A 20,410-nucleotide genomic window follows, 5' to 3' on the forward strand; every position below is an offset into this window, starting at 1 on the left:
CAGTCTACCTCAGCCACGCGCTTAGTAGGCACGCTTCAAGCTAGCAATTGCCAGGTCCGTACAGGAAGCCGCAGGCTTAGCCGTATGCCCCGCGCCCCGTCCCCGCGCGCTGCGGACGCGGCGGCATGCCTGCCATGACAACGCGGTTCCGCCCGCCCGCCTTGGCCATGTACAGCGCCTCGTCGGCGCGCGCCAGCAGGCTGCCGACGCTCTCCCCTTCGGCCAGCATGGCCACGCCGATGCTCACCGTATATGCCACCGCGAGGCCGGGCGCGGCTGGCAGCGAACGGTCGAGCGCGGCGCGCAGGCGTTCGGCCACGGCCAGCGCCGTGTCCGCGCCGGCGTCCGGCAGCAGCACCGCGAACTCCTCGCCGCCGATACGTGCGCAATAGTCGACCGTGCGGATGGTGTCCCGGGTATGCCGAACCAGGTCGCGCAGCACTTGGTCTCCCACCGCGTGACCGCGGGTGTCGTTGATGCGCTTGAAGTAGTCGACGTCGAGCACCAGCATGCCGAGTTCGCTGCCAAAGCGCACGGCGCGCGCATGCTCGCGTTCGGCGGCGGCGAAGAAGGCGCGACGCGACGGGGCGCCGGTCAGGTGGTCGTGCTCGGCGGCATAGGTGGCATCGGACACCATGCGCGCGTTCGCCATCATCACCGCTCCCAGCGTGAGTCCAGGCAAGGCCAGGGTGCCGAGGGCGAAGAAGACCAGGTTCTGGGTGGTGGGTTCGAGGAAGCCGGCCGGCACGTCGGCCTGGAAGGCAAAGGCCAGGCCGCGCACCAGGTGACCCAGGGCCAGCAGCAGCGCCGCGCCCTTGGTGAACAGGCAGGCGTAGCGCAGGCGCGCCTGGGCCGGCAGGGGAATCCCGAAGCCGATGGCGCAGCAGACGATGGCGTGGAACAGCGACACCGTCATCGTGCGCAGGGGCAGCGAATCGACGCCGTAGTGGAACACGGCGACCATCGCCACAGTGAGGATGCAGCCGCCGGCCAGCAGGCGCACCGGCACCGGCTGGCCCAGGTGGCGCCGGAAGCCGGCCAGCATCAGGCAGATCGCCACCGCCAGCAGGCCATTTCCCGCTTCGATCGACAGCAAGTCGGGCACGATGCCGCGGCTGGCCGCCAGCACCAGGCCCAGGATGGCGATCGCATTCGCCTGCCCCCACTCGCGCACGCCCGCGATCTTGCTGCCGGCCAGCGAGGTCAGGACGAACAGCATCACGACCGCCAGACCAGTGGTTATCAGCAGGAGACTCAGGGCACTTATCATACGGGGCAAGAGGCAGGAGGAGCCGCAAAGGCTCGCCATCTTACCGTAAAACAATACCAATATCGCCATCGGCGGGCGAATTGGGGGATGATCCGCGTGCCCGGGGCGTGGGGCTGCGCGCTCGGGAAGCGGCGTCAGGCCTCGCTACGCGGCGCGTCTTTCTTGGCAGCGCGCTTGCGGCGCGAATCCTTGGGGTCGGCGATCAGGGGGCGGTAGATCTCGATGCGGTCGCGTTCGCGCAGGACGGTGTCCAGGGTTTTCTTCTTGGCGTAGATGCCGACCGGCTGGGTCACCAGGTTAATCTCGGGGAACTCGGCGAGTACGCCGCTGGTCTCGACCGCCTGGCCGATCGTGGTTCCCGGCGCGACCCGCAGCGGGCGCAGGAATTCGCGCTGCGCGGTGGCGTAGCTGACGTAGACCTGCAGGGTGTCGGCTACTGCGTCAGCCATACAGGGCCTCGGCGCGCTTGGAGAAGGAATCGACCATGCTGTTGGCGATCATGCCGAACACCGGGCCGACCAGCTGGGCCAGGATAATGCTCGAGAATTCGTAGTGCAGGTCGAAGTCGATCTTGCAGGCGTCGGCGCGCAGGGCCTTGAAGTTCCAGGTTCCTTCCAGCATCTTGAAAGGACCGTCGACCAGGTGCATCTTCATCTGCGTGGGGCGCTGGTTGTGGTTCGACGTGGTGAAGCTCTGCTTCACACCGTGGAAGTTGATGCCCAAGCTGGCAACCAGCTTGTCGTCGGTGCGTTCGAGCAGCTTCACGCCGCTGCACCAGGGCAGGAACTTCGGATAATCTTCCACCTTCGCGACCAGATCGAACATCTGTTCGGCGCTATAGCCTAAGAAAACTGATTTGTGCACTACTGCCATTGGTCAACCGTTTGTTATGATGTTGGACAAGTTGCATTTTGCGCCTTTCCGGGCGCGACAGCAGTAGTTTAACCGACCCGCGAGTTTTCGCTATTTCATGAGCATTGTTGATAACAAGAAAGCATTTTTCGATTACTTCATCGAGGACCGCTACGAGGCCGGCATCGTGCTGGAAGGCTGGGAAGTCAAGGCGATCCGCGAGGGCCGCGTGCAGATCAAGGAAGCCTACGTGGTCGCGCGCGGCGACGAGCTGTTCCTGTTCGGCGCCCACATCAGTGCGCTGACCACGGCATCGTCGTTCAGCCACCCCGAAGCGCTGCGCACACGCAAGCTGATGCTCAAGCGCGCCGAGATCGACAAGCTGATCGGTAAAGTCGAGCGCTCGGGCTACACGCTCGTGCCGCTGAACCTGCATTTCAAGGGCGGCCGGGTGAAGTGCGAGATCGGCCTGGCCAAGGGCAAGAAGCAGCACGACAAGCGCGCCACCGAGAAGGACCGCGACGCCAAGCGCGAAGTGGATTCTGCAATGAAGCAGCATCGGCGGTGATGTGTCCGGCCGGATCGTCGTTTGCGATTGATCCAGTACATCCTATCGACGCGTGGACGGCAGAGCCGTCCACGCCTTCAACTATTGGCTGAGCAGCCGGTCCCTCAAGCCAGCTTGCTTCCCCTCCATGCCAGGAAACTGAGCACCAGCCCCACCCCCACCCCGCACGCCAGCAGGAAGGCGCTCTCGAACAGCAGCGGCGCCACCAGTCCCGACACCAGCGCGAACGACATCATCTGGATGAAGCCCAGCATCGACGAGGCCAGCCCGCGGTTGTCCGGGAACAGGCTCAGCGCGTTCATCTGGATCGCCGGCATCGCCACCGCCAGGCCGAAGGTATAGATCGCCAGCGGCAGCACCGCCCACGGGATCGCCGCCGGGAACAGGGCGTTGTAGCCGATGTTCAGCACGGTCGACGCCGCCATGAACCCAAAGCCTATCCATTTCAGCTTCACCGGGTCGGTCTTCGCCGCGCGCTTGCCGCCCCAGGCCGACCCGAGCACCATGCCGCCGATCAGCGGAATGAACATCCAGGCGAACGCCGTTTCCGGCAGCCCCAGGATCACCATCACGAAGTTCGCCGCCGAGCCGATGTACAGCGACAGCCCGCCAAAGGCCAGGCCGACCGACAGCGACAGCAGCAGGAATTGCGGGTGGCGCAGCACCTTGCCGTAGTTGCGCGCGATCGTGCCCGGGTGGAAGGCCTGGCGCTTCTCGACCGGCAGGCTTTCCGGCAGCAGCTTCAGGCAGGCCAGGATGAGCAGCACGCCGAACACGGCCAGGAAGATGAAGGTCGAGCGCCAGCCGAAGTGCACGTGCAGCCAGCCGCCCAGGATCGGGGCGATGGCCGGGGCCAGGCCGAACACCATCATGATGTTCGACATCATCTTCTGCGCCTCGGCGCCTTTCAGGCGGTCCTGCACGATGGCCTGGCCGATCACGGAACCGGCGCCGGCCGACAGGCCCTGCAGCGCGCGGAAGGCCAGCAGCCAGCCGAAGGTCGGGGCAAAGGCGGCGCCGATCGAACCGATCGTGTACAGGGTCATGGCCACCAGGATCACCCGGCGGCGGCCGAAGGAATCCGACAGCGTGCCGTAGAACAGCATCATGAAGGCAAAGGTGAACAGGAACACGCTCAGCGTCTGCTGGACGGCCACCGGGCCCACGCCGAAGTCGCGCCCGATCGCGGGCATGGAAGGAAGATAGGTGTCGATCGCAAGCGCCCCGGCCATGCCGAGGCAGGCCAGGACGACGGTCAGGATTCGGTACATCAGGAGGCTTTCCAGGTCATCGTGATGCGCCACGACAGGCGGCGCACGGCCCGCGATTGTACAGAGATTTGCGGCAACCGGCCGGCAGCCCGCCTGGCGCCACCGGCACGCACGATCCGCCCCACGGTTTTGCAAGGTTGGTAACCTGTTGTATCTGGGCAACCTGATCGGCGGCACGCGAACGCGGAACCATCATTCCCAGCAATAATTAAAGTTGCTGCATAGATTTATTCTGCCCGGGGGGCTATTCTCGCTTCATCCCGTCCACCCCGAACAACATGCCTACTTCCGCAGACTCGAACCGTCGCCTGCAGCGCCTCGACCAGCAGCGCAAGCCGATGATGATGCGTTCGGTGCTCCTGATGACAGCCTTCTGCCTGCTGCTGGTGGGCCTGCACGCCTGGAGCCTGTGGGCGTCGCGCCAGGGCGAGCTGGAGCAGACGGCGGTCAGCACCGCCAACATGGCGCGCGCGCTGGCCTCGCATGCCGAGCGTTCGCTGAGCAGCGCCGATGCGGTGCTGGCGGAACTGGTCGAGCGCGCCCAGGAAGACGGACCGGACCGTCTCGACAGCGCGCGCATGCATGCGCGCATGGCCCACATCACTGGCGACAGCGCGGAAATCCAGGAACTGTTTGTCTATGGCGCCGATGGCACGCGCCTGGCGACCTCGCTGCCGGTCTTGCTGCCGGGCAGCAACATCGACCGCGAATACTTCCGCTACCACATGACCCATGCCGATACCGGCAGCCGCATCGGCAAGCCGATCCACAGCCGTTCGAGCGGCATCCTGACGATTCCCGTTACGCGCCGCATCAACCGGCCCGACGGCAGCTTCGGCGGCGTGGCCATGGCCTCGCTGCGGCTCGACTTCTTCGGCACGTTCTACGACAGCTTCGACGTCGGCCAGACCGGCACCATCATCCTCGCCATCGACGACGGCACCCTGCTCTACCGCCGCCCCTTCAAGCCTGAGATGGTCGGCACCAGCATCGCCGGCGGGCCGGTGTTCCAGCTGTACCGCAAGACCGGCGCGGCCGGCACCGCGATGCTGGTCGCCAAGATCGACGGCATCGAGCGCCTGTACAGCTACCGCCACGTCGACGGTTTCCCGCTGCTGGTCGCCACCGCCCAGGCCAAGGACGAGATCCTGAAGGACTGGTGGTTCGCGGTGATCAAGATGAGCTGCGTGGTGTTGTTTGCCGTGTGCATGCTGGCCTGGGGCGTGCGCCGCATGATCCGCCAGCTGCGCGTGCGCGAGGCGCTCGAGGACGAGCTGCGCGCCGCCCGCACCGCCCTCGAACTGCGCAACGTCACGCTGCGCCAGCTGGCCGACAGCGATGCCCTGACCGGGCTGGCGAACCGCCGCCGCTTCGACGAGACCCTGGCCGCCGAACACGAGCGCGCACGGCGAAGCGGCCAGCCGCTCTCGCTGATCCTGCTCGACGTCGACTATTTTAAAAAGTTCAACGACCGTTACGGCCACGTGGCCGGGGACGATTGCCTGCGCCGCGTGGCCGCCGCCATCGCCACCGGCCCGCGCCGCCCGACCGACCTGGCGGCGCGCTACGGCGGCGAGGAATTCGCGATCATCCTGCCCGATACCGACAGCGAAGGCGCACGCGCGGTGGCCGAGAAAATCCGCCAGGCGGTGCAGGCGCTCGGCATCGCGCATGCCGACAGTCCCTGCGCTGCGGTCACCGTCAGCCTCGGCGTGCACACCTGCCGCCCGGCGGCGGAGAGCGAAGCCGCGCCCCTGGCCTGCATCGAGGCGGCCGACGGGCTGCTCTACCGGGCCAAGATGGACGGGCGCAATTGCCTGGTCACTTGCGCCGAATCCGTGGCGGCCTGAGCCGCCCCGGCGCCGCTCAATCGCGCAGGGACTGGCCGAAGCGGTCGAAGCGCGGCATCCAGTTGCCCAGGGTGTCGGCCGAGACCAGCACCCGCTCCGCGCGCCCGATCAGCAGATTGCGCGGCACGAAGCCGATGTAGCGCGAGTCGGCGCTGTTGTCGCGGTTATCTCCCAGCATCAGGTACTGGCCGGCAGGCACCGTCACCGGGCCGAAGTTGCGCACCGGCGTCTTGATGCGCGGGACGAACTGCACCTGGCGCGTGCGGCCGTCGATCCGTTCGTTCACGCGCAGCGCCGGCACGTAGGCGTCGCCCAGCGGCTCGACCACCTGCTCGACCGGCCCCCACTGCGCTTCCTGGCCATTGATCACCAGGCGCTCGTTCCTCAGCTCGACCACGTCGCCCGGCAACGCCACCAGGCGCTTGATCAGGCGCATGCCATCATGCGGCGAATCGAAGGTGACCACGTCGCCGCGCTGCGGCTCGCCCGTGTGCGCCAGGATGTTGTTGGTGAGCGGGACCTTCACGTCATAGGCCAGGCGGTTCACGAAGACCACGTCGCCTTCCAGCAGGTTCGGCCGCATCGACGACGATGGAATCGGATTCCAGTCGGCCACCGCTGTCCGGAACACGCCGAACAGCAGCAGGAATGCGATGAAACCCTTGTTGGCGCGGATGAGGTCTTTCATTGTCGGTCTCCAGGTAAGGTTGAGTTGCTGTCAACGTTATACCCGTGGATTTCCTGGCAATGCTTAAGACCTGCTGAACGCCTACAATGTGGGCCTTTTGCGTGAACGAAGGGAGGACGGCATGCTTGACGATGCCAACATGAAGACCCCGGTAAACACCCCGGGCCGGAATAAACCGGAGCGCTTGCCCGAGGGCGTGGCCGGCTGGTCCTGGGGCGGCTTCGTGTTCAGCTGGATCTGGGCGATACCGAACCGGACGTGGTGGGGCCTGCTCGGCCTGGTTCCCGGCGTCGGCCTGGTCGTGCGCGTCCTGCTCGGGTTGAAGGGGCGGCAATCGGCATGGCGCAACGGGCGCTGGGACAGCCTGGAACACTTCCGGCGGGTGCAGCGGCGCTGGAGCATGGCGGCCGGCGCGGTCGTGGCGCTGGTGGTGATCGCGCTGGTCGCGGTGGTCGCGCACGACAGGCCGGCGCCGCGCTCCGGCGAGCACGCGGGCGAGCAGCTGGAATTGTGAGGCGCCGCTTGCGGCGGCGCCAGGAGGCGGTCAGTTCGGCTTGCGGCGCAGGCTGAACCAGGCGCCCACCGCCACCGGCGTGCCCAGCGCCAGCGCCGACACAGCATCCCACACGCCGTCACCAAACAGGGCACTGAGCAGGCCGATGAGGGTAAGGATGCCGAGCAGGATCGGCACGCCCCAGAGTTTCATGAAAGGGCTGCTCATCGCTGTTCTCCCGAACGCGCCAGCACCGGCTGCATGCCTGGCGCGGCCTTTTCCTGTTTAGCCTCTGCCTTGGCGCGGCGCCCGCGCTTGAGCCACAGATACAGCCCGCTGCCGAGCACGACGATGGTGGCGATATCAAGCACCGCCCACAGGAACTGCATCCAGCCGCCGCCGTAGTCGCCGAAGTGCAGCGGCTGCGACACCAGCAACGCGGTCAGGTACCAGGGCAGTTCGCGGCGGTCGGTGATGGTGCCGTTGCCGGCGTCGATCAGCACCGGCTTGTACAGGCGCGAGCTGAAGGCCTGGTCGCCGTGCATGTAGACGCCGTAGTGGTGCGGCGTGGCGAACGGCGTGCCGGGGAAGGCGATGAAGCCGACCTGCATGCCCGGCTCGGCCGCGACCGCCGTCTTCATGGCGGCGTCCACCGAGGCCATCTCGACCAGCGGCTTGGCGTCCTTGTAAGGCTCGATCATGGCGGCGATCTCGGTGGCTTGCCAGACCTTCAGCAGCACGTCGGCCAGGGTGTTGATGACGCCGGTGGCGCCCACCACCAGCGCCCATACCAGGGTCACGATGCCGAGCAGGTTGTGCAAATCGAGCCACTTCAGGCGCGTGCTGCGCTCGTGGCGCACGGTGCCGAAGTCGAGCTTGCGCATGAAGGGCGCGTACAGCACCACGCCGCTGATGATGGCGACGATCAGGAGCAGGCCCATGAAGCCGAGGAAGAGCATGCCCGGCAGGCCGGCGAACATGTCCACGTGCAGGCGCAGCATGGTCGACATGAAGGCGCCGCCCTCGAAGGCCGGCTCGGTGATGACTTGCGCCGTGCGTGCGTCCACCGCGATCGGCTTGTAGTGTTCGTCGTTCGGGTGGTCGCCCAGGGTGACGTTCCAGATCGCGGGTTCGTCCAGCTCCTGCGACATGTACATCATGATCTTGTTCGGGTACAGGGCCTTGGCCGAGGCGATCACTTCGTCGAGGTTGGCCTTGGGCGGATTGGCTGCTACCTCAGGCGCAAGGGCGGGCGCCTCGACGTCGTTGCCGAGCAGGTGGCCGATCTCGTGGTGGTAGATCAGCGGCAGGCCGGTGAGGCACAGCAGGAGCATGAAGACGGTGCAGACCAGGCTGCTCCACTTGTGGACCCAGCTCCACCAGCGCAGGGATTGTGCGGACATGATTACTCGGGACGGACGATGAGCCATGGATAATAATGGTTCTCATTTACAGCCGCAAGCTTTAGGAGGATAATAGTGCGAATCATTCTCATTTAATAACAAGATCCTTCTCGCATGAAACAGTCGACGTTCCGCCTCACCCCGCTCGCCTTTGGCGCCCTCTTCTTCTGCGCTTCGGCCGGCGCCCAGACCACCGCCCCTGCCGCCGGTTCCGCCGAGCAGCCGGCATCGGACCAGCCGATGCAGACCGTGGTCGTCACCGCCTCGGCCGACGCTTCGGCCCAGGGCCTGCCGAGCGATTACGCCGGCGGCCAGGTCGCACGCGGCGGCCGTCTCGGCCTGCTCGGCAACGTCGACATCATGAGCGCCCCGTTCAACACCACCAACTACACCCATGCGCTGATCCAGGACCAGCAGGCGCGCAGCGTGGCCGACGTGGTGCAGAACGACCCGTCGGTGCGCGTGGCGCGCGGCTTCGGCAACTATCAGGAGCTGTACGTGATCCGCGGCTTTGCCGTGAATTCCGACGACCTCGCGTACAACGGCCTGTACGGCCTGCTGCCGCGCCAGTTCGTCGCGGCCGAACTGCTGGAGCGCGTGGAAGTCTTCCGCGGCGCGAACAGCTTCGTGAACGGCGCGGCACCGGGCGGCGGCGGCATCGGCGGCATGATCAATTTGCTGCCCAAGCGCGCCCCGAACAAGGACCTGAGCCAGTTCACCGTCGGCGTCGAAAGCGGCGGCCAGCTGTACGGCGCGGCCGACCTGGCACGCCGCTTCGGCCCGGACAACCGCGGCGGCATCCGCATCAACGCCGTGCGCCGCGATGGCGACACCGCCATCGACCGCGAAGAACGCGAGCTGAGCGTGTTCTCGATCGGCGCCGACTGGCGCGGCGACGCCTTCCGCGTGTCGGCCGACGTCGGCTACCAGGACCACAAGCTGTACAACGCGCGCCCGAGCGTGACCGTGGGCGCCGGCCTGCCGATCGTGGCCGCCCCGGACGCCGACAGCAACTGGGCCCAGCCATGGACGAATTCGAAGGAGCGCGACGTGTTCGGCACCCTGCGCGCCGAAGCCGACCTGGGCGCCAACACGGTCGGCTGGGCCGCGCTCGGCATGCGCAAGACCGACGAATCGAACATCCTGGCCTCGATGAACGTCAACGCGGCTGACGGCGGCGGCTACCAGACCCGTTTCGACAACGTGCGCGAAGACGAAGTGAAAACCGGCGAAGTCGGCGCGCGTACCACGCTGCGCACCGGCGCGGTCGGCCACACGCTGTCGGCCACGGTCTCCGGCTTCCATTCCGAGTCGAAGAACGCGTATGCGATGGGCGACTTCAGCGGCTGGAATACCAACATCTACCGCCCGGTGGACGTGGCGGCGCCGCCGACCGGCTTCTGGCCGGGCGGGAACATGTTCGACCCGCTGGTCACGCGCAAGACCATCCTGTCGAGCGCCGCGATCGCCGACACCCTGGCCTTCATGGACGATAGCGTGCTGCTGACCGTGGGCATCCGCCACCAGCGCCTGAAGGACTACGGCTACGACTACGTGACCGGCCTGGGCAACGCCAGCTACGAGCGCAGCGCGAATACGCCGGTGGCGGGCCTGGTCTATAAGGCGACGCAGAACGTGTCGCTGTACGCGAACTACATCGAGGCGCTGCAGCAAGGCGGCTCGGCGACCAGCGCCTTTGGCGAACCGCCGCTGACCAACAACGGCCAGCCGCTCGCGCCCTACGTCTCGCGCCAGAAGGAAATCGGCGTGAAGGTCGACGGCGGCAAGCTGGGCGGCAGCGTGGCCCTGTTCACCACCGGCCAGCCGCTGGCCTACATCGCCAACAACACCTACGGCACCTTCGGCGAGCAGCGCAACCGCGGCGTCGAGCTGTCGGTGTTCGGCCTGCCGACGAAGGGCCTGCGCGTGCTGGGCGGCGCCACCCTGCTCGACACCAAGCAGCGCCGCACGCAAGGCGGCGTCAACGAAGGCCTGGAAGCGATCGGCGTGCCGGAAATCCAGGTCAACCTCGGCGCCGACTGGGACGTGCCGGCCGTGCCCGGCCTGTCGCTGAACGCACGCGCGCTGTACACCTCGACCCAGTTTGCCGACGCCGGCAACACCCAGAAGGTGCCGGCCTGGTCGCGCCTGGACATCGGCGCCAGCTGGGCCACGCGTTTGATGGACCGCGACGTGACGCTGCGCGCGCGCATCGACAACGTCACCGACAAGAACTACTGGGCATCGGCGGGCGGGTATCCGACCTATGGCTACCTGGTGGCGGGTGCGCCGCGTACGCTGGCGGTGTCGGCGACGGTGGATTTCTAAGGATCGTTGTAGAAGGATTGGAGGGCGGCGTTAGCCGCCCTTTTTTGTGACGTCCGCGTTATAGCAGCGTTGTTTATTGCGCTGGTGGCAACCGTAGGGTGGGCACCCCGTGCCCACGCGGATGCGTAATGGGTGTTGGCTGCGTTCAGGGCGCGCACGCGGCAAAGACGCAGCGCTTCCGAATGATCATTTGTTAGCGCTTCCAATGGTCGATCGGCTCGTCCCGGTCATGCGCCAACACGGCGCACGCTTCCGCGTGGGCACGGCGTGCCCACCGTACGGGACACGCCAACGCAAAGCGGACACAGATCAGCTCAGCAACTGCGCTAGGATCGCCCCCGCCATCGACGCCACCAGCATCAGCACCACATACCCCACGAACCCCGCCACGCCACGCAGTTTGCGCCCCTTCGGCCGGCTGCGCGCCAGGTAGTAAGGCACGGCCAGCGGCGTAACCGTCACGATGGCCACGCTGAGCCAGCGCGACCTCGGCCAGCCGCGCAGCTCGCGGTCGAGCCGGAACCAGTAAAAGCCCAAAAAACTCGACAGCAGTCCGGTCAGCAGCGACCACAGCACCGGCTCGCCGCGCCGGCTCAGGCCCGCGCCGACGTCGACCAGGGTGCTCACAAACATCAGCACCAGCAGCGCGACCATTGCGCCGCGCGGCGTCATGACCGGGTCATAGCCGTCGTCGGGCAGGTCTTGCGCAATCGGTTGTTCAGTGTGGTCGGACATCTTGTTTCAGCGCCGCTAAAGCCATCTTTTCGACCATGCCCGGCGCCAGCAGTTTCAGGAAGCGTCCCAGCTTACCCTTCGCGGTCATGACCACCTCGCGCTGGCGCCCGTTCATGCCGGCGATGATCAGCCGCGCGCATTCTTCCACACTCATCGCCCCCTCTTCGATCAAGCCGCTGGCGCCCGCTGTTTCGCCGGCGGCGTTGAAGCCGCGGTAGCGTATCTGCGTGGCCACCACGCCCGGATAGGCCGTGGTCACGCTCACGCCCGCACCGCGCAACTCCGCCCGCAGCGCCTCGAAGAAGCCGGTCATCGCGAACTTGGTGGCGCTGTAGGCGGTGCGTCCCGGCACGCCGATCAGCCCCGCCAGCGAGGATACGGCGACGATGCTGCCGCGCGCGCGTTTCAGGTGCGGCAGCGCGGCCTGGGTGCACCAGACGGCGCCCCACAGGTTCACCCGCATCAGCTCCTCGTACCAGTCCAGGTCCTCGACCTCCTCGAACAGGGCGTGCGCCGAGCGGCCAGCGTTGTTGACCAGGACGTCGATCCGTCCGAACTGTTCGACCGCGCCGATCACCAGCCGGCGGCACTGGATCTGGATCGACACGTCGGTCGGCACCGCGATCGCTTGCGCACCCAGCGCGATGCAGGCATCGGCCACCGCCTGCAAGGGCGCGGCCTGGCGCGCGGCCAGCACCAGCGCGACGCCGGCGCCGTGCGTCGCCGCCAGCTGCCGCGCCATCTCGGCGCCGATGCCGTCCGAAGCGCCGGTAATCACCACGACGCGCTGCGACTCGCCGGCCATCACTTCTGCGCCTTCACGATCTGCATCGCGCTGGCAATCAGGCCGCTCATCTCGCCCAGGTTGGCCGGCACGATGATGGAATTATTCGTCTTGGCCAGCTTGCCGAACGCGTCCACGTACTCCTCGGCCACGCGCAAATTCATCGCATCCTCGCCGCCCGGCTCGCGAATCGCCGCGCCGACCTGGCGCAGCGCCGTGGCGCTGGCCTCGGCCAGTGCGACAATCGCGTTCGCCTCGCCCTGGGCGCGGTTGATCGCGGCCTGGCGCTCGCCTTCGGAACGCGCAATCGCCGCTTCGCGCTCGCCACTGGCGATGTTGATCTGTTCCTGGCGCCGGCCTTCGGACGCCGCGATCAGCGCGCGCTTTTCGCGCTCGGCGGTGATCTGGCGCTGCATCGCGTGCAGGATCTCGGCCGGCGGCGTCAGGTCCTTGATCTCGTAGCGCAGCACCTTCACGCCCCAGTTGGCGGCCGATTCGTCAATGGCGTTGACGATGGTGGTGTTGATGTGGTCGCGCTCCTCGAAGGTCTTGTCCAGCTCCATCTTGCCGATCACCGAGCGCAGCGTGGTCTGGGCCAGCTGGGTGATCGCCTGCACATAGTTCGACGAACCGTAGGAAGCGCGCATGGCGTCGGTCACCTGGTAGTACAGGATGCCGTCCACCTGCAGCTGGGTGTTGTCGCGCGTGATGCAGACCTGCGGCGGCACGTCGAGCGGGATTTCCTTCAGCACGTGCTTGTAGGCGATGCGGTCGACAAAGGGCACGACGATGTTCAGGCCCGGCGCCAGCGTCGCGTGGTACTTGCCGAGGCGCTCGACCACCCAGGCGTGCTGCTGCGGCACAACGTTTATGGTCTTGATGACGAAGACCATGGCGATGATGAAGATCACCAGCGCCACCGTGCCGAAGGAGAGTTCGAATTCCATGAGCATCCCTTATAGATGAGTTGTAATTATCAGATTGGCTTATGAATTCGCCACGATCAGGCGATTGCCCTGCACCTCGACGATGCGGAAGTCGCCGGCCTCGGCAATGGCGCCGCCGCCCAGCTCCACGTCCCACAGCGCGCCGCGGTACATCACGCGCGCACGGCCGTTGTTCCAGGCGTGGACGGTGACGCGCCCGCCGATGTCGAGGTTCACGTTCTGGTCGCGCGTGGCGCTGGTCTTGGCCGGGCGGCCGAAGCGGCTGCGGTGCAGGATGCTGGTGGCCACCAGGCCGGTAGCCGCCGCCACCAGGGTCTGCATCGGGCCGGACAGGCCCAGCATCGCCGCGATGCCGCCGCAGGCCAGGCCGATGGCGATCATCAAGAGGTAAAACGTTCCCGTGAACAGCTCCGCCACCACCAGGATGCCGGCGCCGATCATCCAGTTCACCCAGTCGTCCATCTTGTCTCCTCTCGTTATCGCGGCCGCGCCGCATCGTTGCCGCGCGGCCGTGTTGCTCCTCAACCCGTGTTGCCGCGTTTGCGCACCGGGAAGGCGCCGTCCCCGCCAGGGGCCGCGCAGGTGCGCGTGCAGCGCTGGTATTTGTCGTCGCAGATGCCGACCTGCTGGGCACGGCGGTTCTGCTGGCCGCTGCGCTCCAGGGCCCGGGCGCCGGCACCGGCCACCGGGTCCTGGGCGGTGCGCGCAAAGGCATTCGTTTCCTGGGTACTGAGCAGCTTCACGGCATCGTCGCCCGAGGCCTTGCTCGTATTCGCCACGCACTGCGAGCGCGCGCTGTCGCACTCGGACTTGCAGAAGGCGGGTTCGTCGGCAAAAGCGGCGCCGGACAGCATGAGTCCCAGCAAACCCAGGACAATCGACAAGCGTTTCATTCCAATCTCCTTTGATTCCGAAAAAAACCCCCGTCGCCGCAAAGGCTGACGAGGGTTTCTAAAAGTCTAACGGGTTCTGGAACAGAGTCAACTAGTTTGTTGCTTTGTGGCTATCATTTGACGCTTGCCGATGGCTGTTGCCACTGCCCGGCCGCGTCGCCCATCGCCCGCAGGGCGGCGTCGAGCTGCACCTGGCGGATATCGACCGGCGCGCCGGCCGCCTCGGCCTCGCGGCGCCGCTGCGCCAGGTTCAGCGTAACGGTGTCGCTGGCGCGGCGCGCGTCGAGCCGGGCGCGCTGGCGCAGCATGGCCTGGTAGCGCGGATTGGCCGCGGTGCGCGCCGTGTGGCGCGCCGCCAGCGCCGGCGCCAGCGCGGCAAGGCCGGGACGTTTGCTGAAAGCCTGCGCCTGCACCTGTCCGGTCGGAAACACCGCGAGGTGGGCGCCCGGCAAGTACGCCGGCACGCCCGGAATGGCGATGTCGGGCACGACCCCGCGCCCCTCGAAGCTGTCGCCGCCCACGCGAAACGCCTGGGCCACCGTCAGCCGCAGGTCGCCATACCGGATGTCCTCCCGCGGCGCGAACCGGTCCATGCTGACGATCGTCTGGATCGAGCTGCGGCCGAAGCTGGTGTCGCCGAGGACCAGGGCGCGGCCGTGGTCCTGCAGGGCGGCGGCGAAGATCTCGGTGCCGGCCGCCGAGCCCTGGTCGAGCAGCACGCCCAGCGGCCCGTCCCACACCGCCGCTCCCGCCGCCGAGCGCTCGACCTGCAGCTTGCCGTCGGAGGAACGCTGCTGCACCACCGGCACGTCCGGCAGGAACAAGCCGGCCAGGGCCGTCACCTCGGTCAGCGAACCGCCGCCATTGCCGCGCAGGTCGAGCAGGACGGCGTCCGGGTGCTGCGGCGCCATCTCCTTGAGCAGGCGGGCGACGTCGCGCGACATGCTGGCGTAGCCGGCGCTGCCCTGGCGCCGCGCCTCGTAATCCTGGTAGAACGCGGCAATCTCGATCACGCCGATGCGGCGCGCCGCCGCGCCCTGGCCCACCGTTTCGATACGGGTGCGCGGCGCGGCAGTGGCGCCTTTCTCCTGTCCCTGGTCCGGCGCGCGCACCAGCGTCACGCGCCGCACCGGCTGGACGGCGCCGGGCGGCGCTTCCGGCGCCAGCACCGCGAGCGTGACGGCCGTGCCGGCGTCGCCGCGCATCAGGTCGCCCACGTCGTCGGCGCTCCAGCCGATCACCTCGGTCATCGCGCCATCCTTGCCCTGGGCCACGCCGACGATGCGTTCGTCGGGGCGCAGCTCGAGACTGCCGGGCGACGCCACGATGGTGAGCAGCTCATCCTGCATCTGCAGCACGAGTCCGATGCCGGCCATTGCCTTGCGTGGCTGCGCGCCGGCGCGAGGCGGCGCGAAGTAGCGGCCGTGCGGGTCGCGGGCGCTGACGTAGGCGTTCATGTAGATCTCGACCATGTCGGCGCCGGCCGCCTGTGCGCTTCCTGCGGCGCCGCCCTGCGCGTACGCCAGGGCCTTCCGGTAGCGCCGCTCGAGCACCGGCAGCACCTGGTTCTCGCTGCAGCCGGCCAGGCGCAGGCTGATGACGTCGTCGATCACGCGCTGGCGCCACAGCGCCTGCTGGGCGGCCTCGGACGCGGGGCGCGGCGCCTGGGTACGCACCAGCTCGACCTGCCCGCCGCCGTCCAGGTCGAGCGGTCCGTGCAGCACCTCCAGCGCGAATCGGGTCCAGGCCGCCTGGCGCGCCTGCCACACGGAGAAGATGGTGTGCGCCGCCGCCAGCTGCGGCGCTTCGGCCTCGCCCAGGTTTTTGTCGAGCACCGGGCGCAGCGCCTCGAACGAAGCGGCATCTGCCTCGGTGAACAACAGGCGGGCCGGGTCGAGGCTCTTCAGGTAGGCGTCCTGGACGCTGGTGCCGGCCCCCGCCGCCGGCGCATTCGACGCCGGCTTGTAGCGGTAGCGCTCGAGGACGCGGGCGGTCCACAGCAGGATGTCCGCCTGCTGCGCCGTGGGCCTGGCAGCCGGCGCCACGTCCGGCGCAGCCGCCACCGTAAGGGGAACGGCGGCGGGAAGAACGGCAAACAAGACAGCGGCGGCAAGTGCGCGCAGGGGGTGGCGCTGGCGGAATCCGTTTTTCATTGTCTCTCCAATAATGAACATGAAGTCTAGCATTCTGCGCATTAACGCAATGCCTGATTGACAACTTTATTTGGACGGGCATGAAAAAACCCCGCTGCCGGCGCGGCAAGCGGGGTTTGTGTTGGCGGGAACCCGCCGGATTACATGGCCGCCAGCTTCTGCCAGGTTTCGACCACCGAGTCAGGATTGAGCGACATCGACTCGATGCCCTGCTCCATCAGCCAGACCGCGAAGTCCGGGTTGTCCGACGGACCCTGGCCGCAGATGCCGATGTACTTGCCCTGCGCGCGGCAGGCCTTGATGGCCAGCGACAGCATGGCTTTCACGGCCGGGTCGCGCTCGTCGAAGTCCTTGGCCAGCAGCTCCATGCCGGAGTCGCGGTCCAGGCCCAGGGTCAGCTGGGTCAGGTCGTTCGAGCCGATCGAGAAGCCATCGAAGTGTTCCAGGAACTGCTCGGCCAGGATGGCGTTCGACGGCACTTCGCACATCATGATGACGCGCAGGCCGTTCTCGCCGCGCTTCAGGCCATACTTGGCCAGCAGCCCGATGACCTTCTCGGCCTGGCCCAGGGTGCGCACGAACGGGATCATCAGCTCGACGTTGGTCAGGCCCATCTCTTCGCGCACGCGCTTCATCGCGAGGCATTCCATCTCGAAGGACTCGGCGAAATCCTCGGCCAGGTAGCGCGCGGCGCCACGGAAGCCCAGCATCGGGTTCTCTTCGTCCGGCTCGTAGCGCGAACCGCCGATCAGCTTCTTGTACTCGTTCGACTTGAAATCGGACAGGCGCACGATGACCGGCTTCGGCCAGAAAGCAGCAGCGATGGTCGCCACACCTTCGGCCAGCTTGTCGACGTAGAAGGCCTTCGGCGAAGCGTGGCCGCGCGCGACCGACTCCACCGCTTTCTTCAAGTCGGCGTCGATGTTCGGGTACTCGAGGATGGCCTTCGGGTGCACGCCGATGTTGTTGTTGATGATGAATTCCAGGCGCGCCAGGCCCACGCCGCCGTTCGGCACCGACTGGAAGTCGAAGGCCAGCTGCGGGTTGCCGACGTTGAGCATGATCTTGGTCGCCAGCGGCGGCAGTTCGCCGCGCGACACTTCCGTGATTTCCGTTTCCAGCAGGCCGTCGTAGATCTTGCCTTCGTCGCCTTCGGCGCACGACACGGTGACAAAGGTGCCGTCCTTCAGGGTCTCGGTGGCGTCGCCGCAGCCGACGACTGCCGGTACGCCCAGTTCACGCGCGATGATCGCCGCGTGGCAGGTACGGCCGCCGCGGTTGGTGACGATGGCCGAGGCGCGCTTCATGACCGGTTCCCAGTTCGGGTCGGTCATGTCGGCCACCAGCACGTCGCCTGGCTGCACGCGTTCCATTTCCGACGGATCGGTAATCACGCGCACCGGACCGGCGCCGATCTTCTGGCCGATGGCGCGGCCGCTGGTCAGCACGGTGCCGCTGCCCTTCAGGGAGAAGCGCTGCTGGGCATCGGTGGCTTTCTGCTGCGACTTCACGGTTTCCGGACGCGCCTGCAGGATGTACAGCTTGCCGTCGCGGCCATCCTTGCCCCACTCGATGTCCATCGCGCGGCCATAGTGGTTCTCGATGATGACGGCGTACTTGGCCAGCTCGACGACTTCGGCGTCGGTCAGCGAGTAACGGTTGCGCATCTCGATCGGCACGTCGACGGTCTTCACCGAACGGCCGGCTTTCGCTTCGGCAGTGAACTCCATCTTGATCAGTTTCGAACCGATGTTGCGGCGGATGACGGGCGACTTGCCCTGCTGGAGCATCGGCTTGTGGACGTAGAACTCGTCCGGATTGACGGCGCCCTGCACCACCGTTTCACCCAGGCCGTAGCTGGAGGTGATGAAGACCACGTCCTTGAAGCCGGACTCGGTGTCGATGGTGAACATCACGCCGGCCGCGCCGGTGTCGGAACGGACCATGCGCTGCACGCCGGCCGACAGCGCGACTTCGGCGTGGGTGAAGCCTTTATGGACGCGGTAGGAGATGGCGCGGTCGTTGTACAGCGAAGCGAAGACGTGCTTCATCGCTTCCAGGATGTTGTCGATGCCGACCACGTTCAGGAAGGTCTCCTGCTGGCCCGCGAACGAAGCGTCCGGCAAGTCTTCGGCGGTGGCCGAGGAGCGCACGGCGAAGGACATCTCGGTTTCGGAGTCGGCCACCAGGCGCTCGTAGAACGAGCGGATTTCCTCTTCCAGGCGCGGCTGGAACGGGGTGTCGACGATCCACTGGCGGATCTCGGCGCCGGCGGCGGCCAGGGCGCGCACGTCGTCGATGTCCAGGCTTTCCAGGCGGGTGGCGATGCGGTCTGCCAGCGATGGGCCGCCGTCCGTCGAGTGGCCGAGGAAGTCGCGGAAGGCCTGCGCCGTGGTGGCGAAGCCGGTCGGCACGCGCACGCCGGCTTCGGCGAGCTGGCTGATCATCTCGCCGAGCGAGGCGTTCTTGCCGCCGACCGATTCGACATCGGTCATGCGCAGGTTTTCGAACGACGCTACGTACACGCCGGAACCTTGTTCGGGTTCCTTCAATGCTGCATTGGACAGGTTAGTCATGGTAAAGCACCTTACTTGATGATAGAAATCTGTCGTGCACGATGCTGGGCAGAGGGCGCGGTGTATTCTTGTTATTCTGGGCGCCGTGCAGCACAATGCAAATCCGTTGCCGAGCATTCTACCGCGAGCGCCCGGGTTTCACACCGCACGAAACGTGCAAATCTGTCAGCATAGCCAAGAATTCAATATGACCGCCGAGAACCGCCCCGCACTTCCCCCGACCGCGCGCACCGTGTTTTTCGTGTCCGATGGCACCGGCATCACCGCCGAAACCTTCGGCCACGCGGTGCTGAGCCAGTTCGAGATGCGCTTCCGCCAGATCCGCATTCCCTTCATCGACACGCTCGACAAGGCCCGCGACGCTGCGCGCCGCATCAACGAGGTGTATGCGGCCGACAACCAGCGCCCCATCGTGTTCTCGACCCTGGTAAAGCACGATCTGTCAGGCGTGATCCGCGCTTCGAACGGCATGCACATGGACTTGTTCCAGACTTTCGTGGCGCCGCTGGAAATGGAACTCGGCGTGAAATCGACCCACACCATCGGGCGCATTCACAACATCGTCGATTCCGAGGAATACAAAAACCGCATCGAGGCCATCAACTTCTCGCTGGCGCACGACGACGGACAATCGCACAAGAACCTGGCCGAGGCGGATGTGATCCTGGTCGGCGTGTCGCGCTCCGGTAAAACGCCGACCTCGCTCTACCTGGCCATGCAATACGGGATCAAGGCGGCGAACTACCCGCTGATTCCCGACGATTTCGAGCGCGGCAAGCTGCCGTCCTCGCTGCCGCCTTTCAAGCATAAATTGTTCGGGCTGACGATCACACCGGAACGCCTGACCGAAATTCGCAACGAGCGGCGCGCAGGCAGTAAATATGCGTCGATCGAGAATTGCCGCTATGAGGTGAACGAGGCGGAAGTGATGATGAAGCGCGAGGGGATTCGCTGGCTGTCGTCGACCACCAAGTCGATCGAGGAAATCGCGACCACGATCCTGCAGGAGATCAAGCCGGATCGGCGCGAGTATTAAGGCTGGGCCGGCGTCATCGCTTGCCAGCCGGCTGATTTCCCAGCGGCTTACCAGCCGAGGTAAGCCTGCAAGAAGCGCCATCCATAAGCCAGCGCCAGCACGCACGCGATCAGCCCGCAGAACATGACCAGGCAGTAGGCGATGCGCAGGAGCGAAACCTGTTTGGCGCTGGTGCGTGTGTCGATTCGGCGTGCGAGTGGATTATCCGAGATGCGGGTGCCTAGCCATTCGAACGCGAGTTGGATCGGAAGAATGAGAAGGAAGGCGCAAGCCCAACCGAGCGGCGAAGAAGGCCGATCGGGGTAGGAGATGATCAGCCATCCTGCAAGGGAAAGCAGCGACAGGCCGACGTACCATCCTGCGAACCACAATATTTTGCGCATGGCATGATGATATTGCATTTCGAAATGTACGGAAAGCGTGGAGCGGTCAGGGGTGTTTAGCACAGGGACATGGGTAACACATGGCTAGAGACATGGGTAACACATGTGCCGGGCTATTCTAGCTGCTCTCGCCGTCGATTCGTAGATCGATATTCTTTACTTCCCAGTTGCAGTAGAAGA

General features: G+C 66.3%; 20 protein-coding genes. 5 read left to right on the forward strand and 15 right to left on the reverse strand.

Going from position 1 to position 20,410, the window contains the following annotated elements; genetic code table 11:
• Positions 1–76: 76 nt before the first annotated feature.
• From LK540_RS20000 to LK540_RS20010, 3 genes are all read right to left on the reverse strand, one after another.
• Complete coding sequence (locus tag LK540_RS20000; protein WP_229439077.1) at positions 77–1,219, reverse strand: GGDEF domain-containing protein; 1,143 nt, start codon at positions 1,217–1,219, stop codon at positions 77–79.
• 185 nt (positions 1,220–1,404) lie between these two features.
• Positions 1,405–1,719, reverse strand: a complete 315-nt coding sequence (locus LK540_RS20005) for an RnfH family protein (RefSeq protein WP_229439078.1) — start codon at positions 1,717–1,719, stop codon at positions 1,405–1,407.
• On the reverse strand, positions 1,712–2,143 hold the full coding sequence (locus LK540_RS20010; protein ID WP_229439079.1) for a type II toxin-antitoxin system RatA family toxin: 432 nt from the start codon (positions 2,141–2,143) through the stop codon (positions 1,712–1,714). The genes LK540_RS20005 and LK540_RS20010 overlap by 8 nt, the downstream gene beginning before the upstream one ends.
• Positions 2,144–2,240: 97 nt before the next feature.
• On the opposite strand from LK540_RS20010, the gene smpB reads away from it, so the two are divergent.
• Positions 2,241–2,690, forward strand: a complete 450-nt coding sequence (gene smpB / locus LK540_RS20015) for an SsrA-binding protein SmpB (RefSeq protein ID WP_229439080.1) — start codon at positions 2,241–2,243, stop codon at positions 2,688–2,690.
• Positions 2,691–2,794: 104 nt separating this feature from the next.
• Here the strand turns inward: smpB and LK540_RS20020 are convergent, their stop codons facing one another.
• Positions 2,795–3,961 carry a multidrug effflux MFS transporter gene (locus LK540_RS20020; protein ID WP_229439081.1) on the reverse strand — a complete coding sequence of 389 codons (1,167 nt, stop codon included), beginning with the start codon at positions 3,959–3,961 and terminating at the stop codon, positions 2,795–2,797.
• A 278-nt stretch (positions 3,962–4,239) separates the two neighbouring features.
• Between LK540_RS20020 and LK540_RS20025 the strand changes: the two genes are divergently transcribed.
• The gene (locus LK540_RS20025; RefSeq protein WP_229439082.1) at positions 4,240–5,811 is read left to right on the forward strand and encodes a GGDEF domain-containing protein; all 1,572 of its coding nucleotides are present in this window, start codon (positions 4,240–4,242) and stop codon (positions 5,809–5,811) included.
• A gap of 16 nt (positions 5,812–5,827) precedes the next feature.
• On the opposite strand, the gene lepB is transcribed toward LK540_RS20025, so the two are convergent.
• Positions 5,828–6,499, reverse strand: a complete 672-nt coding sequence (gene lepB, locus LK540_RS20030; protein ID WP_229439083.1) for a signal peptidase I — start codon at positions 6,497–6,499, stop codon at positions 5,828–5,830.
• A 121-nt stretch (positions 6,500–6,620) separates the two neighbouring features.
• Between lepB and LK540_RS20035 the strand changes: the two genes are divergently transcribed.
• A complete protein-coding gene (locus LK540_RS20035; RefSeq protein WP_229439084.1) occupies positions 6,621–7,013 on the forward strand; it encodes a hypothetical protein in 393 nt (130 codons plus the stop codon).
• A 30-nt stretch (positions 7,014–7,043) separates the two neighbouring features.
• Here the strand turns inward: LK540_RS20035 and LK540_RS20040 are convergent, their stop codons facing one another.
• On the reverse strand, positions 7,044–7,220 hold the full coding sequence (locus LK540_RS20040) for a hypothetical protein (protein WP_229439085.1): 177 nt from the start codon (positions 7,218–7,220) through the stop codon (positions 7,044–7,046).
• A complete protein-coding gene (locus LK540_RS20045; protein WP_229439086.1) occupies positions 7,217–8,395 on the reverse strand; it encodes a PepSY domain-containing protein in 1,179 nt (392 codons plus the stop codon). Before LK540_RS20045 ends, LK540_RS20040 begins: the two co-directional genes overlap by 4 nt.
• A 114-nt stretch (positions 8,396–8,509) precedes the next feature.
• On the opposite strand from LK540_RS20045, the gene LK540_RS20050 reads away from it, so the two are divergent.
• A complete protein-coding gene (locus LK540_RS20050; protein WP_229439087.1) occupies positions 8,510–10,723 on the forward strand; it encodes a TonB-dependent siderophore receptor in 2,214 nt (737 codons plus the stop codon).
• Between the two features lie 309 nt (positions 10,724–11,032).
• On the opposite strand, the gene LK540_RS20055 is transcribed toward LK540_RS20050, so the two are convergent.
• The 7 genes from LK540_RS20055 to ppsA all read right to left on the reverse strand — a co-directional run bounded on the left by LK540_RS20055 (position 11,033) and on the right by ppsA (position 18,811).
• Positions 11,033–11,458, reverse strand: coding sequence for a hypothetical protein (locus LK540_RS20055; protein ID WP_229439088.1), 426 nt, complete (start codon positions 11,456–11,458; stop codon positions 11,033–11,035).
• A complete protein-coding gene (locus tag LK540_RS20060; protein ID WP_229439089.1) occupies positions 11,442–12,263 on the reverse strand; it encodes an SDR family oxidoreductase in 822 nt (273 codons plus the stop codon). The genes LK540_RS20055 and LK540_RS20060 overlap by 17 nt, the downstream gene beginning before the upstream one ends.
• Positions 12,263–13,189: an SPFH domain-containing protein gene (locus LK540_RS20065; RefSeq protein WP_229439090.1), complete on the reverse strand. Its 927-nt coding sequence runs from the start codon at positions 13,187–13,189 to the stop codon at positions 12,263–12,265. Before LK540_RS20065 ends, LK540_RS20060 begins: the two co-directional genes overlap by 1 nt.
• Positions 13,190–13,228: 39 nt before the next feature.
• On the reverse strand, positions 13,229–13,651 hold the full coding sequence (locus LK540_RS20070) for an NfeD family protein (RefSeq protein WP_229439091.1): 423 nt from the start codon (positions 13,649–13,651) through the stop codon (positions 13,229–13,231).
• 59 nt (positions 13,652–13,710) lie between these two features.
• Complete coding sequence (locus tag LK540_RS20075; RefSeq protein ID WP_229439092.1) at positions 13,711–14,082, reverse strand: hypothetical protein; 372 nt, start codon at positions 14,080–14,082, stop codon at positions 13,711–13,713.
• Between the two features lie 113 nt (positions 14,083–14,195).
• Positions 14,196–16,235 carry a carboxy terminal-processing peptidase gene (locus LK540_RS20080; protein WP_229439093.1) on the reverse strand — a complete coding sequence of 680 codons (2,040 nt, stop codon included), beginning with the start codon at positions 16,233–16,235 and terminating at the stop codon, positions 14,196–14,198.
• A 140-nt stretch (positions 16,236–16,375) separates the two neighbouring features.
• Positions 16,376–18,811, reverse strand: coding sequence for a phosphoenolpyruvate synthase (gene ppsA / locus LK540_RS20085; RefSeq protein WP_374041372.1), 2,436 nt, complete (start codon positions 18,809–18,811; stop codon positions 16,376–16,378).
• Positions 18,812–18,998: 187 nt separating this feature from the next.
• Here ppsA and LK540_RS20090 point away from each other — a divergent pair, with 187 nt between their 5' ends.
• Entirely contained in the window at positions 18,999–19,847 is an 849-nt protein-coding gene (locus LK540_RS20090) for a pyruvate, water dikinase regulatory protein (protein WP_229439094.1), read from the forward strand.
• 47 nt (positions 19,848–19,894) lie between these two features.
• Here LK540_RS20090 and LK540_RS20095 read toward each other — a convergent pair whose 3' ends face one another.
• Positions 19,895–20,230, reverse strand: coding sequence for a hypothetical protein (locus LK540_RS20095; RefSeq protein WP_229439095.1), 336 nt, complete (start codon positions 20,228–20,230; stop codon positions 19,895–19,897).
• Between the last annotated feature and the right edge of the window lie 180 nt (positions 20,231–20,410).

Source organism: Massilia sp. IC2-278 (assembly GCF_020708045.1).
Taxonomy (GTDB): Bacteria; Pseudomonadota; Gammaproteobacteria; order Burkholderiales; family Burkholderiaceae_D; genus Telluria.

Bases quoted from the DNA above. Each gene is read 5' to 3' on its own strand.
- LK540_RS20000 (WP_229439077.1), bottom strand. From the start codon at position 1,219: ATGCTGTTCGTCCTGACCTCGCTGGCCGGCAGCAAGATCGCGGGCGTG.
- LK540_RS20005 (WP_229439078.1), bottom strand. From the start codon at position 1,719: ATGGCTGACGCAGTAGCCGACACCCTGCAGGTCTACGTCAGCTACGCC.
- LK540_RS20010 (WP_229439079.1), bottom strand. From the start codon at position 2,143: ATGGCAGTAGTGCACAAATCAGTTTTCTTAGGCTATAGCGCCGAACAG.
- smpB (WP_229439080.1), top strand. From the start codon at position 2,241: ATGAGCATTGTTGATAACAAGAAAGCATTTTTCGATTACTTCATCGAG.
- LK540_RS20020 (WP_229439081.1), bottom strand. From the start codon at position 3,961: ATGTACCGAATCCTGACCGTCGTCCTGGCCTGCCTCGGCATGGCCGGG.
- LK540_RS20025 (WP_229439082.1), top strand. From the start codon at position 4,240: ATGCCTACTTCCGCAGACTCGAACCGTCGCCTGCAGCGCCTCGACCAG.
- lepB (WP_229439083.1), bottom strand. From the start codon at position 6,499: ATGAAAGACCTCATCCGCGCCAACAAGGGTTTCATCGCATTCCTGCTG.
- LK540_RS20035 (WP_229439084.1), top strand. From the start codon at position 6,621: ATGCTTGACGATGCCAACATGAAGACCCCGGTAAACACCCCGGGCCGG.
- LK540_RS20040 (WP_229439085.1), bottom strand. From the start codon at position 7,220: ATGAGCAGCCCTTTCATGAAACTCTGGGGCGTGCCGATCCTGCTCGGC.
- LK540_RS20045 (WP_229439086.1), bottom strand. From the start codon at position 8,395: ATGTCCGCACAATCCCTGCGCTGGTGGAGCTGGGTCCACAAGTGGAGC.
- LK540_RS20050 (WP_229439087.1), top strand. From the start codon at position 8,510: ATGAAACAGTCGACGTTCCGCCTCACCCCGCTCGCCTTTGGCGCCCTC.
- LK540_RS20055 (WP_229439088.1), bottom strand. From the start codon at position 11,458: ATGTCCGACCACACTGAACAACCGATTGCGCAAGACCTGCCCGACGAC.
- LK540_RS20060 (WP_229439089.1), bottom strand. From the start codon at position 12,263: ATGGCCGGCGAGTCGCAGCGCGTCGTGGTGATTACCGGCGCTTCGGAC.
- LK540_RS20065 (WP_229439090.1), bottom strand. From the start codon at position 13,189: ATGGAATTCGAACTCTCCTTCGGCACGGTGGCGCTGGTGATCTTCATC.
- LK540_RS20070 (WP_229439091.1), bottom strand. From the start codon at position 13,651: ATGGACGACTGGGTGAACTGGATGATCGGCGCCGGCATCCTGGTGGTG.
- LK540_RS20075 (WP_229439092.1), bottom strand. From the start codon at position 14,082: ATGAAACGCTTGTCGATTGTCCTGGGTTTGCTGGGACTCATGCTGTCC.
- LK540_RS20080 (WP_229439093.1), bottom strand. From the start codon at position 16,235: ATGAAAAACGGATTCCGCCAGCGCCACCCCCTGCGCGCACTTGCCGCC.
- ppsA (WP_374041372.1), bottom strand. From the start codon at position 18,811: ATGACTAACCTGTCCAATGCAGCATTGAAGGAACCCGAACAAGGTTCC.
- LK540_RS20090 (WP_229439094.1), top strand. From the start codon at position 18,999: ATGACCGCCGAGAACCGCCCCGCACTTCCCCCGACCGCGCGCACCGTG.
- LK540_RS20095 (WP_229439095.1), bottom strand. From the start codon at position 20,230: ATGCGCAAAATATTGTGGTTCGCAGGATGGTACGTCGGCCTGTCGCTG.